Source organism: Cellulosilyticum sp. ST5 (assembly GCF_046529625.1).
Lineage (GTDB): Bacteria > Bacillota > Clostridia > Lachnospirales > Cellulosilyticaceae > Cellulosilyticum > Cellulosilyticum lentocellum.
In genome coordinates this window covers 855,867-871,342 of sequence record NZ_CP132338.1, presented here as the reverse complement: position 1 = coordinate 871,342, position 15,476 = coordinate 855,867, and the positions used below count along the sequence as shown (strand labels likewise).

Genomic DNA, 15,476 nt, shown 5'->3' with positions numbered 1-15,476 from the left:
TACTTCCCTTAGAATTGTGATAAGAAACGAATATCGTTTTCGTAGAATAATCTTAAGTCATTAATATCGTATTTAAGCATAGTAATACGCTCAAGTCCTACACCAAAAGCAAAACCTTGGTATACAGTAGGGTCAATACCAGCCATCTCAAGCACCTTTGGATGTACCATACCACAGCCCAGAATTTCAATCCAACCTGAACCTTTGCATACATTGCAACCTTTACCACCACACATAACGCAAGAAACGTCTACTTCTGCACTTGGCTCTGTGAATGGGAAATAGTGAGGTCTAAATTTAACTTCTACTTTGTCCCCAAATAGTGCTTTTGCAAACTCTGCAAGCACACCTTTAAGGTCACCAAAGGTAATATCTTTATCAATCACAAGACCTTCGATTTGATTAAACACAGGAGAGTGAGTAGCATCTACTTCATCTGAACGATAAACACGACCTGGTGCAATCATACGAATAGGTAAACTTTCACTTTCCATAGTGTGTACTTGAACAGGAGAAGTTGCTGTTCTAAGAACAAGTTGACTATTAAAATAGAAGGTATCTTGCTCATCACGTGCTGGATGTTCTTCTCCTAAGTTAAGGGCATCAAAGTTATAGTAAGCTGTTTCTACTTCACGGCCTTCTACAATTTCATAACCCATTCCAAGGAAAATATTTTGTACTTCTTCTAATGTTTTTTGAAGTGGATGCATATGACCAAGGTTTAACTTTTTACCTGGCATAGTGATATCTAATACTTCTTCTTGAAGTTTCTTATTTTGCTCAGCTGATTCTAAGGCTACTTTTTTATTAGCAAGACTTGCTTCAATGTCTGCTCTTACCTCATTGGCAATTTGACCAACAACTGGTCTTTCTTCATTACTTAAATCTTTCATATTACGAAGAACCGCTGTTAATTCACCTTTTTTACCAAGGTATTGTACACGAAGTTCTTCAAGAACTGCTAGGCTATTAGCTGTTTCAATACTAGTAATGGCACTATGTTTGATCATCTCTAATTTATCTTTCATTGTAAAACTCCTTTCTTATTTTCACTTAATGAATCAGTAATGGCTCGTCATGAGAAAACAAAATAAAAAAGCTCCGTCCCCAAAAAGGGACGAAGCTTATAGTCTCCGCGATACCACCCAAATTTTTATACCAAAGGTATAAACACTCAATTAGCTCTAACGTTGCCACCGTTATCTTCTACTTTTAATCATTTCAAAGATAAAGCTCCAATGTGAAATTCAAAAAATAGGATTGCCAAAAGGTACTTGCAGCCGGTGATACCTTCTCTCTATTGGGTCTTATTTTTCTACTATGCATCTTCTTCGCTTTTCATGTATAAACATATTAGTTATTATTGTACTCACTATCCGTTTTTTGTCAAGTAGTACTATTACAACTTCTATGTCCTTAACGATTCATTAGATGCCATCTGTATATTTATTGCAGGCTATCACTATTTCCAAGTAGATAGCTTTCTAGTTTTAATAAGTCTCCCTCATTAACTGCCCCATCCTCATTAACATCTGCACTCTTTAATGCTATATCTGTTAATAGGCTTACTCCTAATAAGTGTCTTTTTAGTAGTGCATAATCGGTAGAATTGATACTTTGATCACCGTTTAAATCCCCTTTTATACCGGTTTCACCTGGATTTTCAGGTTGTGTACCATTATAATAAGCTGCTACTGTAATCCCCTTATTTCCTAATGCTACTTTATGATCTAAGCCAATAAATTTCCCCTCTGCATTTTGCCATAAAGCTGATTTTAAGAAAGCATATTTGGCTTCATCCCAGGTTGCAAAATCATAGCCTACTAATCCTCCTGTATCTCCTGAATTAGCATTGTAGCACCAAAATGTGTGATGAATTTTATTTTTAATCATATAATCTCTTAATAAAGTCATCCACTTTTCATTTTTGCCGCCATCCATAAAGCCACCCCATTCACCCATTAGTAAAGGAGCAATGCCTTCTTCATTAATATAAGCCCAGTTATCTCCCCAACAATCTTCATAAAGTGTTTCTGTTGTGAAATCTTTTTCAAACCATGGTTGCGCATAAACAAGTGGACCATAATCATGAGGTGAATACACCACTTGTGATTGATAGACCCCTAAATCAATAGGATAGTCTTCAACACCTCTTAAATTCCCACCCCACCAATTGTAATAATAATGAGGTTTCATATATTCATCACGTGTGGTATAGTCATATCCTTCCATTGGATAAGCTTCTACACCTTCAATAACTATAAGCAAGTTTGGATTAATAGCTAATACTTTAGCAGCAGCTGTTTCAGCTGCATACTTCCAGTTGTTTTCATCTGTTGAATTATCCCATTTAGCCCATACTTTATCTTGTCCTGGTTTTCCATGAGGTTCGTTTTTAAGGTCAATAGCTAAAATCGTATCATCATTTTTATAACGCTCTGTAAACCACTCTAGTGTTTCATGGTACATTTCAATAGGATGAGCATCATCATACCAAACCGGATAAATATGCCCCATAGCATTAGTCTCTGCACTATGAATATCTAACATGATTTTCATACCATTTGCCTTGCACATCTTAACCGCTTCATCAAATAGCTGTAAACTACTCATACCAGCCAGTTCTGGATTAACATATTCATTGACATTCGCTTTTTTTGCCGTACCATTTTTCCATTCATAAATCAGCTGAGTAGAGATAGGAATACGTAAGAGATTAATACCCCTGTTAGCCATTTCATCTAGAGCCTTTTTCATATTCACGCTCCATACACCATCGAATACATTGGTTCCTGTATTAAATCCAAACCAATTAGTACCCGTTAACCATACTTCATTTCCATCTTGATCAACTATCTTATTCCCTTTAGTTGTTAACCAATCATCATCTGATTTTGCTGTAGCAGCCATTAATGTGCTAGGCATTCCTATCATTACAGCCATTAAAGCACTTAGTGCTAAACTTGTTACTTTCTTCCCTATTTTCATAAGACGCCTCCTTACTTCCTATATACTTTTGAAATGTTACTTCACTTTAAATAGAACCGTTATCTTCTTCAATTGTGCATCTGCAATATCTTTCATACTTAATACTTTAAAAGGTGCACTTGTAAAATCCTTTTTAGCTTTAATTTTCACTTGTACCATATCGCCTGATTGCGTAATCAAATCACTTCCATCTTGCTCAGCAGAAGCAAAGAGTAAGTTAAAGGTTCCTTTCGTTTGATGAATAGCTGATTTAAAGCTAAGCTCTGAATTAGGAACAATCTCACCAGCTAGTATTTCCTGTACTTCTATCAGCTCTTTATCATAAGTAAAAACAAGATTAGCATTGTTAATACCTGTAGAAACATTATTAAGTTTTATAGGAATAATGGCTTCTTCTCCTGCTTTTAATTGAAGAGTTTCTAGTGTCATAGCAAAATCGTAATCTGTTGTATCCATAATCTGTAAATGAATTACAGAACTTTTGCCTGCATTAAAGCTAACAACTAATTGATAATCTCCCTCTGCTAGACTCTCTAGATAAGAGGCATTGAAGGTTAAGATTCCTTTGTCATCTATACTATAGTCACTAGTCCCAAGACTTCCCCCATTATTCTTAATACTTGCCAAGGTATTGCCATTAAAAGTGATTTGTGTTTCACAAGCGCCACTAACCGCTTTATTTTTATCATAGCTCAGTTCCAAAGGCGTCACGATTGCATCCACAACACCTTCATTTCTTGGTTCACTTCCACTAATAAGCACGCCTTTATAATAAAGTGTAACATGCTCACTAATGATATAGGTATTAGGTGTGGCTTCGTAAGAATAGTCATTTGCTTGATTATAGTTTTTCCAACTGCTATTGGTAATTCTCATTTGTAATTCAATAGTTCCATTGGGCGTTAATTGGCTTAACCCTGATTTGAAACCAATCTCAACATAAGTATCTGCATTTTCAGTAGGACTAGATAAAGCTTCAAATTTGCTTGTTACAGAACTTGTTATGGTTTCATACCCTTTGCTCCCCATTAATCCTGCATGGTCACACCAAAGTGTCTGAGTTAAAGGTTCATCTACCGTATAGTAATACCTGACCTTTAAATCTTCCAGATTAATTGTTTCATTACTTGTATTCGTGAGCTTGATTTTTCCACCCATAGTATTGGTACTTATACTTGCCATCGTATTACAATATTCCAGTTTTACTTGCGTTGTAGCTGCTACTAGCTGACTTGTCAGTAATGAAGTCGTAGCCACAGCCAAACCAATTGCCCATAAACTATTTCTTCTTTTCATCAAAATTCCTCCTTTTAAGTGTGTTCGTCACTTATTTATTTATAAGTATAAATAATGATTCTTTTTTAACTATGTTTTTAGTTCATCATGTTCAATTTATAGGTACAAAATGCTTTATTATTTGACCTTTTCTTTTGATTCTGCTATCATTATATTGACGAATTATGGTCTCTTGAAAGGAGTTATCTTATAATGAACAGAAGAGGGAATTGTATTATTGGACAATCTGGTGGCCCTACAGCTGCCATTAATGCCTCGCTCAGTGGTGTATTACAAGGTATTTTAGAAAATGATCTTTATTCTAATGTATACGGTATGGTCAACGGTATTGAAGGTCTATTACAAGGCAAATACTTAGACTTATCAGCCAAATTTCAAACCAAGGAAGAACTTGACAGGCTAACACATACGCCATCTATGTATCTTGGTTCTTGCCGTTTTAAATTACCGACTTGTGAACATTCAGAAGTCGTTTATCGTGATTTATTCCGCTTCTTTGAAGCCCACAATATTAAAACTGTTTTTTATATCGGTGGTAACGATTCAATGGATACGGTTTTAAAACTGTCGGACTATGCTAAAGCACATCACTATGATGTCAATGTTATTGGTATTCCAAAAACAATTGATAATGATTTACCGATTACAGATCACACACCAGGTTTCGGAAGTGCTGCTAAGTTTGTAGCGACTTCACTTTTAGAAATTGCGCATGATACCTATATTTATAACATTCCTTCTGTAACCATTGTTGAAATTATGGGAAGAAATGCAGGTTGGCTTACTGCAGCTGCTGCCCTTGCACGTAATAGTTATTCGATGGCTCCTGATTTAATTTATTTACCAGAAGCTGTTTTTGATAAAGAACATTTTATTGAAGATGTTAAGGCTATTAAAGAAAAAAGAAAAAATGTCATTATAGCCGTTTCAGAAGGGATTAAAGATAGCGAAGGCCAATACATTTCTGCTTCTACTAGCGCAGTAGACTCTTTTGGTCACAAACAATTATGCGGTGTAGGTAAGACCCTAGAAAATCTCCTTAAAGCAGAACTGGGCTGTAAAGTACGTTCTATTGAACTGAATGTGCTTCAACGTGCTGGTGGACATATTGCTTCTCTTACTGATCTCAAAGAAGCTGTTATGATTGGTAAAACAGCTGCTACTTTAGGTGCTCAAGGTGAAACAGCTAAAATGATTTGCTACAAACGTCTTCAAAATAGTCCTTATCAAGTAGAAACCTTTGCTTATGATATTCATTCTATTGCTAATGGGGAAAAAACAGTTCCTTTAGAATGGATTAATAAAGCTCAAAATGATGTAACAGATGAACTGGTTGCCTACTTAATACCTCTTATTCAAGGGGAAGTCTCATTAAGCTTTACTTCAGGCATTCCTAACTACTGCAACATTGACCACTTATTTACACCTGGCTATTTTAAAGAACACAAATAAACTTATATCATTTTTAGGGATTGCCTCATTCATGTGGCAATCCTTTATTCTCTGCTTTTTATATCCTTCTTCTTCAACACTCTGCTTCTTGCCCTTCTTCCAACTTAAACTATACAATTTTTAGAAAAGAATATATAATATTTGAGATAAATGAATTATTATTTCATTGTTACATCGCTTATAAATTTCTAATAAAGTTTAGGAGGCTTTGTTATGATTATTGTAATGAAACAAGGGACTACCCCTAACGATATTCAACCTATTAAAAATCAACTTGAACAAGCTGACCTTTATGAACATGGTATTCGTACATATGAAAGCGCAACTCGTAATACTCTAGATATGAGTGCTATTCCTGTCATCAAATCTAAGAATCACCTGCCTATTATTGTGGACCCTAGTCATGTGGCAAGTAAACTTATGAAAAAACTAAGCTCTATTATTGCAGCTTCTGTGAGGGCATTATCATGCATATAGGCATCATCGGCCTTGGCCTTATTGGAGGGTCCATTGCTAAGGCTATTAAAAGAGTCCATGTTCAAAATAGTTATATTATTGGTTATGATACTAATGCTGCTGACTTACATAGTGCATACGATGAAGGTATGATTGATTTTATGGCCACTGACCTAAAGTCTGGCTTCTCTAATTGCTCTGTTGTATTTATTTGCACACCTGTCACTACTATTAAAAGCGTTGTAACTGAGCTGCTACCTTATCTACCTAATGATTGTATCTTAACTGACGTGGGCAGTACAAAATATCATATCATGCAAGAATTAGAGCCAATGATAAGTACAGATAGTAAACGCATTTATTATGTAGGTGGTCATCCTATGACAGGATCAGAAAAATTTGGTTACAGTGCTTCTAGTGCTCATCTTTTTGAAAATGCTTATTATATGCTTACCCCATTAGGAGATACACCTGATTTTATCTTATTTATTTTACAAAAGCTCATTGAGCGTATGGGCGGCATTCCTTTAATTCTCTCTGCTACTTATCATGACTATGTGACAGCTAACATCAGTCACTTGCCTCACATTATCGCAAGTAGCCTAGTCCATTTGGTAAAGGAAAATGATGGAGATGCTTCTTATCTTCATACACTAGCTGCTGGCGGTTTTAAAGATTTAACACGTATTGCCTCTTCTAATCCTGATATTTGGACAAGTATTTGTTTAACTAACAAAGCACAAATTCAAAGAGTTTTTAGTGGCTATCTCGCTATTTTGCAAAACTTCTTGAACTGCCTTGAAAAGGATTCAGAAAAAGAGCTTTACAGCTTTTTTAATACTGCTAGGCTTTATCGTAATACCTTTAGTGAAGGTGCTTCTACCGATTTGTCTAAACATTATGCACTTCATATTGATGCTAAAGATGAACCTGGTATTATCGCAAAAATCGCCACCTCGCTTAGTGACCATCATATTAACATTAAAAACCTTAGTGTCATGAGTGATCGTGAATTCGATGTAGGTGTTATCAAAATTTTATTTGGAACTAAAACCGATTTATTATTGGCTACAGAAATTCTATCTCAGCATCATTACACACTTTATTATTAAACAGCTTAGGCGTGCCTATTGAAGCAGAAGATACTACAGTCGCTGTTCATGCCAAAGGCCTACATGGACCTACTGCTAAAATAGTCTTTCATATAAAGAGCATGGTATTGTCCTCCTTTAGGACTAATACCATGCTCTTTGTCATATAATAAACAAGATTTACCTTTATAATTATTACTTTTATATTACGTATTATTTCTATTTATTTACCCTTTGTAACATTTATGATATAGTAGACCATGGAAAGGTGGTATTTTATGAAAAACAAACTCATTAGTTTCTTATTACTTCTTATGATGCTTGTTATACCTCTTCAAGCGAATACCTCTTGTAAGCTTATACTTAATGGTATCACTTATAAACCTACTTATGCACCGATCATCTCTCAAAAAAATCTTTTTTTATCGCTAGATGATTTGGTTAATATGACCTATTCTACATACAGCAAAAGTAGCAATAATACTTACCTTTGGTCACTCCCAAAAACAACTTTAGAACTTACGACCAAAAGTAAAATTGTAAAGGTTAATCAAAAGCAACAAACTCTTAATATTGCACCTTTTACAGTTAATGATGTACTTTATGTTCCCATTAGCTTTTTAAAATTAGCTGATTATCCTTACACTTTGTCTTCTGATTTAACCCAATTTGAATTAACTTCACTCTTACCTTATTCAACATCAACAGATACCTATACCTCTCATACAACTTTATCTACCGACTATACAAAATTAGAGGATATTTTTACACCACTTCTAAAGGAGGATAGCCAGCCACTTATTAAAACAGCCATTAAATATAATCAATATTTAAGTTTCGCAAGCAGTTCCTATAAAAAGGATATCCTTGCAGGATTAAATAAGGTGATTGGTTCTTTACCTGAATTAGAGGTAACTTTTAGAAATCTCGACCTACTAAATGAAACACCAACTTGCAATAGTTTAACAACCTATCCTCTAAAAGTAACATCAGAAAATAATGGTATTAGAGTAAAATTTAATCATACAGATATGGTATATGAATGTTTATGGCCCACCTATAATCCAAATAGCCATACTACCGCTATTGATATTAACAAATCCTTGGATGTCATGATTATGAGGGCACTTTATGAAAATTACAGAGATACCTATGATTTAAAAGATGATATTCACTTTTCTCCCATTACAACAGTTCAAATGGGACGTTCAGACTCTATTACTTATACAGTGTACTCAGATCACCTTTTAGATCAAACACATACTTATACGGTCACTATCTATAAACATATTACACCAGGAAAAATTAATTATATTGTAGATTTAGGTGCACATACTATCACTTCTTAAAAATTTAGCTTTTAAAACCGAGTAAAAACTAAAACAGTATTTTTCGTTTTAAGTTTTACTCGGTTTTTTAGTGCCCAAAACATTTCCACCATAATATTATAGTAATGTAAAATATTACATTAAAAGGATGTCTTATTATGAATAATCTTATGAGTTTATTTTTACTTTCTACAGCAACGACTGCTCATCAGAAAAAAGTAGCCGCTTCGTATAAATATGCTTGCCAGCAAAAACAGTTGCTTCGTACACCTACGTGTGCACAGCCTAATCGTGAAACAACAACAACTCCACCTCAGGCCCCTATAACCAAAGTACCTATGGTTAGCTCAAGTGAATTAGCCATGCTTAATACGCTTTATCAAGCAGATGAAGCTACTGATATACCTGCTTCCACTGGTCCTTTTGAACTACCTCCCTTGGAATATAACTATAATGCTTTAGAACCATATATTGACGAAGCAACCATGCGTGTCCATCATGACGGACATCATCGTACCTATGTTAATAACTTAAATGCGGCTTTGTCACGTTACCCTGAGTTTTATGCTTATACTCTAGAAGAGCTTTTACTTTTTTCTGACCGCTTACCTAGTGATATTCAAACACAAGTTATTAATAACGCTGGCGGCCATTATAATCACTCTCTTACTTGGAAACTCATAGGTCCACCTACAAATTCCGAACCAACGGGACAGTTAAAAACAGCTATTGAAACCCAATTTGGTACTTTTGATAACTTTAAAGCAGCGCTTACTTTAGCTGCCTTAAGTGTATTTGGTTCTGGTTATGCATGGCTTATATTAAATCCTTACGGTAGATTACAAATTGTAACCACCGGCAATCAAACGACCCCTATTCCGCTTCGTGGCGTTCCTCTTTTACCTATTGACGTTTGGGAACATGCTTATTATCTCAAACATCAAAATAAACGTGGTAATTATATTAGTGACTTCTTTAACGTCATTAACTGGGATCGTCTAGGTGAACGTTATGATGCTGCTCTAGCTAGCTTAAATCTCCCCACTAGTACCTCACAATAATCTGATACTTTATTTCTGCTAGAAATCAGAGGGTAATCATGCTTCTTATTTCTAGCAGTCTCTCTCACATCATACTTTTTTCAATACAATTTTTTTTAGCGCCTTGTCCCTATCTATCAAAACATGATATGATGTTACATAGTATAAAGATGAGATGAAAGGTCATAACTATGAATTTTAAAACACTAGGGATTTCCCCTGAAATGATAAATCACTTAAAAAAATCAGGTATCACAATGCCAACCCCTATTCAAGAACAAACAATCCCCCTTATTTTATCAGGAAAGGATGTCATTGGTGAGGCACAAACAGGTACAGGTAAAACATTAGCTTTTTTACTTCCTCTTTTTGAAAAGCTTTCTTCTAAAAGCCCTAACATCCAAGCCCTTGTTTTATCTCCTACAAGAGAGCTTGCTATTCAAATCACCCAAGAAGCAAAAAAGTTAGCTGAAGCTAAGGCCATCGGCATTCTACCTATTTATGGTGGACAAGATACAGCTATGCAGCTAAAGAAATTAGGAAAACCTGTTCATTTAGTTATTGCTACGCCAGGACGTTTACTAGACCACATTGGCAGAAAAAGTATTGATTTAAGCAAAACCGCTACCTTTGTTTTAGATGAAGCCGACCAGATGCTTTTAATGGGCTTTAAAAATGACGTAGAAAGTATCACTAAGCAGCTTCCTAAAAAGCGTCAAACCTTATGTTTTTCAGCTACCATGGATGCACCAGTTAAAAAACTTGCTTACCGCTATACTTCTTCTCCTACAACTGTAACGATTGCTAAAAAGAAAATAACTATTGAAGCCATCCATCAAGAAATTGTAGAGACCACTGATCGTCATAAACAAGCTGCTCTTCTTCAGGTATTAAGCGAAGATAATCCTTATATGGCTATTATCTTCTGCCGCACCAAACGCCGTGTTGAAGTGCTTTATGAAGCTATGAAAGATAAAGACTATAACTGCGTAAGGCTTCATAGCGATATTTTACAATCCAAAAGAGAGCGCATCATGAAAAGCTTTAAAAAAGGTGATATTCAATACCTTATAGCTACGGATGTTGCTGCTCGTGGTCTTGACATCTCGGGTGTCACCCATATTTATAACTATGATGTACCTGAAACACCCGAAGCCTATATTCATCGTATTGGACGTACAGGACGTGCCGGAAATGATGGCTACACTTGCATGTTTATGGCTCCAAAAAACGAAAAAGAAGTATCTGAAATCGAAGCACATATCCGCTTTAAAATCCCACGTCGCATACTTCAAGATATACTTTAATTACCTAACGAAAAAGTGCCATAAAATCAATTGATCTAGCAAATAGTCACATTAGCTTCTTATAAAATTATAAAAACACGACATGAGTTAACTTGCTAAAGCCAACTCATGTCGTGTTTTGTTATATCCTATTCAATCATAATAGACCTAGCCATATCAATACTATCACATCTTAGTTTTCTATATGAGTTAATGATGTAACAGAAATTCTTGTAGATTCATTACATTATTAACTATGTAATCTGCTCCAGCTAATTCTAATTCACCCTCTTCTGCATATCCAAATTTAACACCAATAGAATGAATATGACATGCCTTTGCACCTAGTATATCCTGTTTTCTGTCTCCCACCATAATGGTCTCATACTTATCTTCCTCATTTAACTTTAATTGCTTAAATACTTCTTGTATAACCTCAGCCTTATTACTTCGTGTACCATCCAATTCGCTTCCGACTATCACCTCAAAATATTGTTTAAGGTGATAATTTTCTAGTATTTTTTCAGCATAGATATAGGGTTTAGAAGTTGCCACAGCAAGTTTCTTTCCCTGTTTCCTTAGGGCTTCTAACATTTCTTTAATACCTTTATAAACACCATTTTCAAATAAACCAATAGTGCTAAATCTTTCCCTATATTTTTCAACAGCCACTTTAGCTTGTGCTTCATCTAAGCCATAGAATGTCATAAAAGAGTGCTGTAATGGTGGTCCTATAAAACAAGTCAAGTGATTTAAATCATTTTCTTCTATATTGAAATGTTTTAAAGCATATTGAACGCATTTAGTAATCCCTTCCTTAGGGTCAGTAAGTGTTCCATCTAAATCAAATAATATACTCTGATACATTCATCTTCCTCCTCAATACTTTTATCTAGACCTTTGTAAGCTCTTCCTTTCTTTACTTATCACTTTGATTTTATTTTACAAGAATAATCAGATCTTCTATTACACTGAAACCATTTTTTTCATAAAATGTCCTTGAAGGATAGTTTTTTTCTGTATTTAACATCATGCCATTCATCCCCTGGGCTTTTATATCGACTTCAATTAAACTAATAAATACACTTCCAATACCCTGTCCCTGCCACTTTGTACTGACACAAAATTCGTCAATGTAATACTCCATCCCGTTAATCCAAGGCTTCTTCATACCAACACTTAATGCAACCACCTCATCATCTATTATTCCAACATAACCCACAAAATAATTATTATCCATATGATTTTCAAAGAATGTAACCACTTGATTTCTAGATTCATACACATCATTCCATGGTGCTTTTGAAAAGGTCTCTATAAATAAATCTACACAAGCATCCAGCTTATCCTTCTCAAGTTTAACAATATTTAGTTTTTTAGCCATCTTAATTCTCCTCTTAATCTTGAAAAGTCTTTAAAGCCTCTATCGTCTGTTCAATCAGCTCATCTAATGTCCAACCCAGCATCTCTGCCCCTCTTTCAATGACCTCTCTTGAACATCCCGCTGCAAAACCCTTACTTTTAAATTTTTTCTTTACAGACTTGAGTTCTAAGTCTTGAATGCTTTTTGAAGGTCTCATCAAAACCGCAGCCCCAATCAGTCCTGTTAACTCATCTACTGCATAAAGTACTTTTTCCATTTCATGTTCTGGCTTTATATCAACCGTTATCCCATAGCCATGGCTTGCTGTAGCATGAATAATTCTTTCATCAATTCCATGTGCTCTCATGATTTCTTGTTCTTTGATACAATGTTCTTCTGGGTATTGTTCAAAATCGAGATCATGTAAAAGCCCTACAATTCCCCAAAATGTCTCTTCCTCACCATAACCTAATTTTCGTGCAAAATATTTCATTGTTAGTTCCACAATCTCCGCATGCTCTAGATGAAATGCCTCCTTATTGTACTCTGTCAAAAGATTCCATGCCTCTTCTCTTGTTACCATCTTTACCATCTCCTGTTTGTATTTCATTAAATTCATTAAGTCTACTTTATTTATTAAGTATTAAACACGCTTTATGCCACTAAAAGTTAAAGATAAGTTTTAACTCATTTTATATTATTTCATGTAAGGATTCAATTTTTTATTCTATATAGACTCTGATAATCAAATAAAAAATCACTCCTCCAAGTAACGTGTATACATTACTGGATAAGTGCATTTTTGCTCAAGACTCTTGAAAGATATCAAAAATGTTCCTACGAGATACATAAACAAGTTGCTGTCCCTCTTTATTAGTATGTAGTATGATTGCATCTGCTAAAAAATCTCATGAATATTTTTTTTAGTTCTTTCACATATTAAAATTATTAATAATATAAAGGAGGTCCATTATGGCGCAATTAACTGCAAAAGAACTATCTGCAATTAACGAGTTACTAGCAGGAGAGTCACATTTAGTAAAAAAATTTCAACTATTAGCAGATTCTACAACTAATGCTGAACTCAAAACACAATTCACTGATATTTCTAATAAGCATCAACAACATTTTAATTCTATATATGAATATCTACAATAAAGGAGACACTTATGACTAATTACGGAGATAAAGAGCTTCTAACAGATGCACTAGATGCGCAGAAAACAGAAACAAATAATTATAATACTTTCGCTAATGAATGTGCACATCCAGATCTTAGAAATACCTTTTTAAGTATTCTTAGTGAAGAACATGATATCCAATTCCAGGTATTTAATACAATGCATGCAGCTGGTTTTTACCCAACACCTCCAGCTGAACAAGCAAAAATTGATGAAGCAAAACAAACACATTCTTGCGAATATAAAGCATCAAAATAACAAACTCTCATAAACCTTTATAAATAACCAGTAATCTATGTTTTGAGTTATTCCACATAAATTACTGGTTATTATGCTCCTTAGACTATTAAAAAAATAAGCGTTCATCTGTATATCTTCTAAAACCTTATGATATACAAATGAATGCTTGACCATTCCTACCCTGTGCAGTATTTTTATTTTTTATGTTATTATAGCTGATATAGATAATCAATTATCTAGTTTTTACTCATTAAACTAGGGCAAACACTTGTCTTACAACTAGCATTAATCTATCCTTTTATGCTTTAGGTATTTATAATCATTCAAAAGGGTTAACCCTGTAGACCTTTTGACTGTCTTTCCATATCTTCAATGACAATATCATAAATTTCACCAAGTGAAGCACAGTATTCTAACACTTCCCAAGGTTCATTGGTATGGTAATGAATTTTAATGAGTTCTTCATCTCCTACTGCTAGTAGGCAGTCTCCCTTTAAATGATGATTAAAATAATCATTGATCTTATCTTCATCAAGATTTTTTCCTTCAATCAATAGTTGTGTATCATATCTGAATTCTAGCATATCCTTCTCCTTTTCTAATCTCTATTTACTCATTTAATTATTTATTTAGCTTTAGTTAAATATTATACCCCTATAAATATATCGTCAAGATACTGGTTTCTTTGTAAAATGGACCTATATATAAAACTACAAAAAGTATGCATTTAGTGCTTGAATAGAAACAAAGATGTGCGAGAACTTTGACAATGATGTGCCTTTTTATTTGACAGATATATACCGAAATATTAGAATTAGTAAAATATAATTAATTTTACAATTGTTAAATTAAATGTAAAAATAATTAAAAATAAGGGGTGAAGAGAATTATGAAGTATTATGTAATTGATGCGTTTGCTAGCCAACTTTTTAAAGGCAATCCAGCTGGGGTTTGTCTGCTTGATAGCGAAATTCCAGATGCTTTGATGCAAAAAATAGCTTTTGAAAACAATCTTGCAGAAACTGCGTTTTTATTACATACAGAAGGTTCGTACCACTTACGCTGGTTTACACCTGAAGTCGAAATTGATTTATGTGGCCATGCAACACTGGCAACCGCATTTGTAGTTATGAATTATGTTGATCCTGCATTAACACATATCAGTTTTGAGACCAAAAGTGGACTCCTATCTGTTACCCGCAATAACGACATGTATACTATGAACTTCCCCAGCCGAATGCCTCAGCCAATAGAGATAATCCCTTTTTTAGAAAAGGCACTAAACTGTCATGTACTGGAGACTCATTTATCAAGAGACTTACTTGTTTTAGTAGAAAATGAAGCTACAGTTGTAAACCTAGATGTAAATATCAATATGCTGGCTGAAATGAGCAAAGATATTTCCTTTGCTGTGATTGTCACCGCGAAGGGAGATAGCTGCGATTTTGTATCAAGGTTTTTTGCACCAAATGCAGGGATTAATGAAGACCCAGTAACAGGCTCTGCACATAGTACACTAATACCATTTTGGAGCAAACGACTCAACAAATCAAAAATGGTAGCAAAACAGCTATCTCAACGAGGTGGGTCATTAATTTGCGAGTATTTAGGAGAAAGAGTAAATATAAGCGGTAAGGCCATTTGCTACCTTGCTGGCGATATAATCCTATAGAGACCACTTAGTTATAATTTTTCACAATACGAACCATGCAATATACTCTTGCATACAATATACTAGATTTTCTCGTTTTTGCC

Annotated in this window: 15 protein-coding genes, 1 pseudogene and 1 other annotated feature; of the genes and pseudogenes, 9 read left to right on the top strand and 7 right to left on the bottom strand. The window is 34.5% G+C overall.

Features of this window, described 5'->3' with window-relative positions; translation table 11 throughout:
- Positions 1-8 precede the first annotated feature (8 nt).
- The 3 genes from pheS to QTL86_RS04330 form a co-directional block, all read right to left on the bottom strand.
- Positions 9-1,028 carry a phenylalanine--tRNA ligase subunit alpha gene (gene pheS, locus QTL86_RS04340; RefSeq protein WP_013657593.1) on the bottom strand — a complete coding sequence of 340 codons (1,020 nt, stop codon included), beginning with the start codon at positions 1,026-1,028 and terminating at the stop codon, positions 9-11.
- 82 nt (positions 1,029-1,110) lie between these two features.
- Positions 1,111-1,341: a binding site (T-box leader), on the bottom strand.
- Between the two features lie 105 nt (positions 1,342-1,446).
- A complete protein-coding gene (locus tag QTL86_RS04335) occupies positions 1,447-2,988 on the bottom strand; it encodes a cellulase family glycosylhydrolase (protein WP_410496615.1) in 1,542 nt (513 codons plus the stop codon).
- Between the two features lie 36 nt (positions 2,989-3,024).
- Positions 3,025-4,284 (bottom strand): cellulose binding domain-containing protein, encoded by a 1,260-nt coding sequence (locus tag QTL86_RS04330; protein WP_410496614.1) that lies wholly within the window; start codon positions 4,282-4,284, stop codon positions 3,025-3,027.
- A 192-nt stretch (positions 4,285-4,476) separates the two neighbouring features.
- On the opposite strand from QTL86_RS04330, the gene QTL86_RS04325 reads away from it, so the two are divergent.
- The 6 genes and pseudogenes from QTL86_RS04325 (at position 4,477) to QTL86_RS04300 (ending at position 10,958) form a co-directional block, all read left to right on the top strand.
- Complete coding sequence (locus QTL86_RS04325) at positions 4,477-5,736, top strand: 6-phosphofructokinase (RefSeq protein WP_410496613.1); 1,260 nt, start codon at positions 4,477-4,479, stop codon at positions 5,734-5,736.
- 213 nt (positions 5,737-5,949) lie between these two features.
- Positions 5,950-6,147 (top strand): annotated as a pseudogene (locus QTL86_RS04320) (hypothetical protein); the annotation flags it as partial.
- Positions 6,148-6,203: 56 nt separating this feature from the next.
- Positions 6,204-7,304 carry a prephenate dehydrogenase gene (locus QTL86_RS04315; protein WP_127067050.1) on the top strand — a complete coding sequence of 367 codons (1,101 nt, stop codon included), beginning with the start codon at positions 6,204-6,206 and terminating at the stop codon, positions 7,302-7,304.
- Positions 7,305-7,561: 257 nt separating this feature from the next.
- Positions 7,562-8,632, top strand: a complete 1,071-nt coding sequence (locus QTL86_RS04310) for a stalk domain-containing protein (protein ID WP_410496612.1) — start codon at positions 7,562-7,564, stop codon at positions 8,630-8,632.
- 137 nt (positions 8,633-8,769) lie between these two features.
- Entirely contained in the window at positions 8,770-9,672 is a 903-nt protein-coding gene (locus tag QTL86_RS04305; protein ID WP_410496611.1) for a superoxide dismutase, read from the top strand.
- 170 nt (positions 9,673-9,842) lie between these two features.
- On the top strand, positions 9,843-10,958 hold the full coding sequence (locus QTL86_RS04300; RefSeq protein ID WP_410496610.1) for a DEAD/DEAH box helicase: 1,116 nt from the start codon (positions 9,843-9,845) through the stop codon (positions 10,956-10,958).
- Between the two features lie 189 nt (positions 10,959-11,147).
- On the opposite strand, the gene QTL86_RS04295 is transcribed toward QTL86_RS04300, so the two are convergent.
- From QTL86_RS04295 to QTL86_RS04285, 3 genes are all read right to left on the bottom strand, one after another.
- Complete coding sequence (locus QTL86_RS04295) at positions 11,148-11,804, bottom strand: HAD family hydrolase (protein ID WP_127067053.1); 657 nt, start codon at positions 11,802-11,804, stop codon at positions 11,148-11,150.
- A gap of 70 nt (positions 11,805-11,874) precedes the next feature.
- Positions 11,875-12,321 (bottom strand): GNAT family N-acetyltransferase, encoded by a 447-nt coding sequence (locus QTL86_RS04290; protein WP_127067054.1) that lies wholly within the window; start codon positions 12,319-12,321, stop codon positions 11,875-11,877.
- Between the two features lie 13 nt (positions 12,322-12,334).
- Positions 12,335-12,883 carry a hydrolase gene (locus QTL86_RS04285; protein ID WP_410496609.1) on the bottom strand — a complete coding sequence of 183 codons (549 nt, stop codon included), beginning with the start codon at positions 12,881-12,883 and terminating at the stop codon, positions 12,335-12,337.
- A 389-nt stretch (positions 12,884-13,272) separates the two neighbouring features.
- Here QTL86_RS04285 and QTL86_RS04280 point away from each other — a divergent pair, with 389 nt between their 5' ends.
- Positions 13,273-13,458: a hypothetical protein gene (locus QTL86_RS04280; protein WP_013657604.1), complete on the top strand. Its 186-nt coding sequence runs from the start codon at positions 13,273-13,275 to the stop codon at positions 13,456-13,458.
- 11 nt (positions 13,459-13,469) lie between these two features.
- A complete protein-coding gene (locus QTL86_RS04275; protein WP_127067055.1) occupies positions 13,470-13,739 on the top strand; it encodes a spore coat protein in 270 nt (89 codons plus the stop codon).
- Between the two features lie 314 nt (positions 13,740-14,053).
- On the opposite strand, the gene QTL86_RS04270 is transcribed toward QTL86_RS04275, so the two are convergent.
- Positions 14,054-14,305, bottom strand: coding sequence for a hypothetical protein (locus QTL86_RS04270; protein WP_013657606.1), 252 nt, complete (start codon positions 14,303-14,305; stop codon positions 14,054-14,056).
- 305 nt (positions 14,306-14,610) lie between these two features.
- Here QTL86_RS04270 and QTL86_RS04265 point away from each other — a divergent pair, with 305 nt between their 5' ends.
- Positions 14,611-15,393, top strand: a complete 783-nt coding sequence (locus QTL86_RS04265; RefSeq protein WP_410496608.1) for a PhzF family phenazine biosynthesis protein — start codon at positions 14,611-14,613, stop codon at positions 15,391-15,393.
- The last annotated feature ends 83 nt before the right edge of the window (positions 15,394-15,476 follow it).

Coding starts and splice junctions, on each gene's coding strand:
- pheS (WP_013657593.1), bottom strand. CDS start 1,028: ATGAAAGATAAATTAGAGATGATCAAACATAGTGCCATTACTAGTATT.
- QTL86_RS04290 (WP_127067054.1), bottom strand. CDS start 12,321: ATGGCTAAAAAACTAAATATTGTTAAACTTGAGAAGGATAAGCTGGAT.
- QTL86_RS04325 (WP_410496613.1), top strand. CDS start 4,477: ATGAACAGAAGAGGGAATTGTATTATTGGACAATCTGGTGGCCCTACA.
- QTL86_RS04280 (WP_013657604.1), top strand. CDS start 13,273: ATGGCGCAATTAACTGCAAAAGAACTATCTGCAATTAACGAGTTACTA.
- QTL86_RS04265 (WP_410496608.1), top strand. CDS start 14,611: ATGAAGTATTATGTAATTGATGCGTTTGCTAGCCAACTTTTTAAAGGC.
- QTL86_RS04285 (WP_410496609.1), bottom strand. CDS start 12,883: ATGGTAACAAGAGAAGAGGCATGGAATCTTTTGACAGAGTACAATAAG.
- QTL86_RS04270 (WP_013657606.1), bottom strand. CDS start 14,305: ATGCTAGAATTCAGATATGATACACAACTATTGATTGAAGGAAAAAAT.
- QTL86_RS04295 (WP_127067053.1), bottom strand. CDS start 11,804: ATGTATCAGAGTATATTATTTGATTTAGATGGAACACTTACTGACCCT.
- QTL86_RS04315 (WP_127067050.1), top strand. CDS start 6,204: ATGCATATAGGCATCATCGGCCTTGGCCTTATTGGAGGGTCCATTGCT.
- QTL86_RS04275 (WP_127067055.1), top strand. CDS start 13,470: ATGACTAATTACGGAGATAAAGAGCTTCTAACAGATGCACTAGATGCG.
- QTL86_RS04300 (WP_410496610.1), top strand. CDS start 9,843: ATGAATTTTAAAACACTAGGGATTTCCCCTGAAATGATAAATCACTTA.
- QTL86_RS04310 (WP_410496612.1), top strand. CDS start 7,562: ATGAAAAACAAACTCATTAGTTTCTTATTACTTCTTATGATGCTTGTT.
- QTL86_RS04335 (WP_410496615.1), bottom strand. CDS start 2,988: ATGAAAATAGGGAAGAAAGTAACAAGTTTAGCACTAAGTGCTTTAATG.
- QTL86_RS04305 (WP_410496611.1), top strand. CDS start 8,770: ATGAATAATCTTATGAGTTTATTTTTACTTTCTACAGCAACGACTGCT.
- QTL86_RS04330 (WP_410496614.1), bottom strand. CDS start 4,284: ATGAAAAGAAGAAATAGTTTATGGGCAATTGGTTTGGCTGTGGCTACG.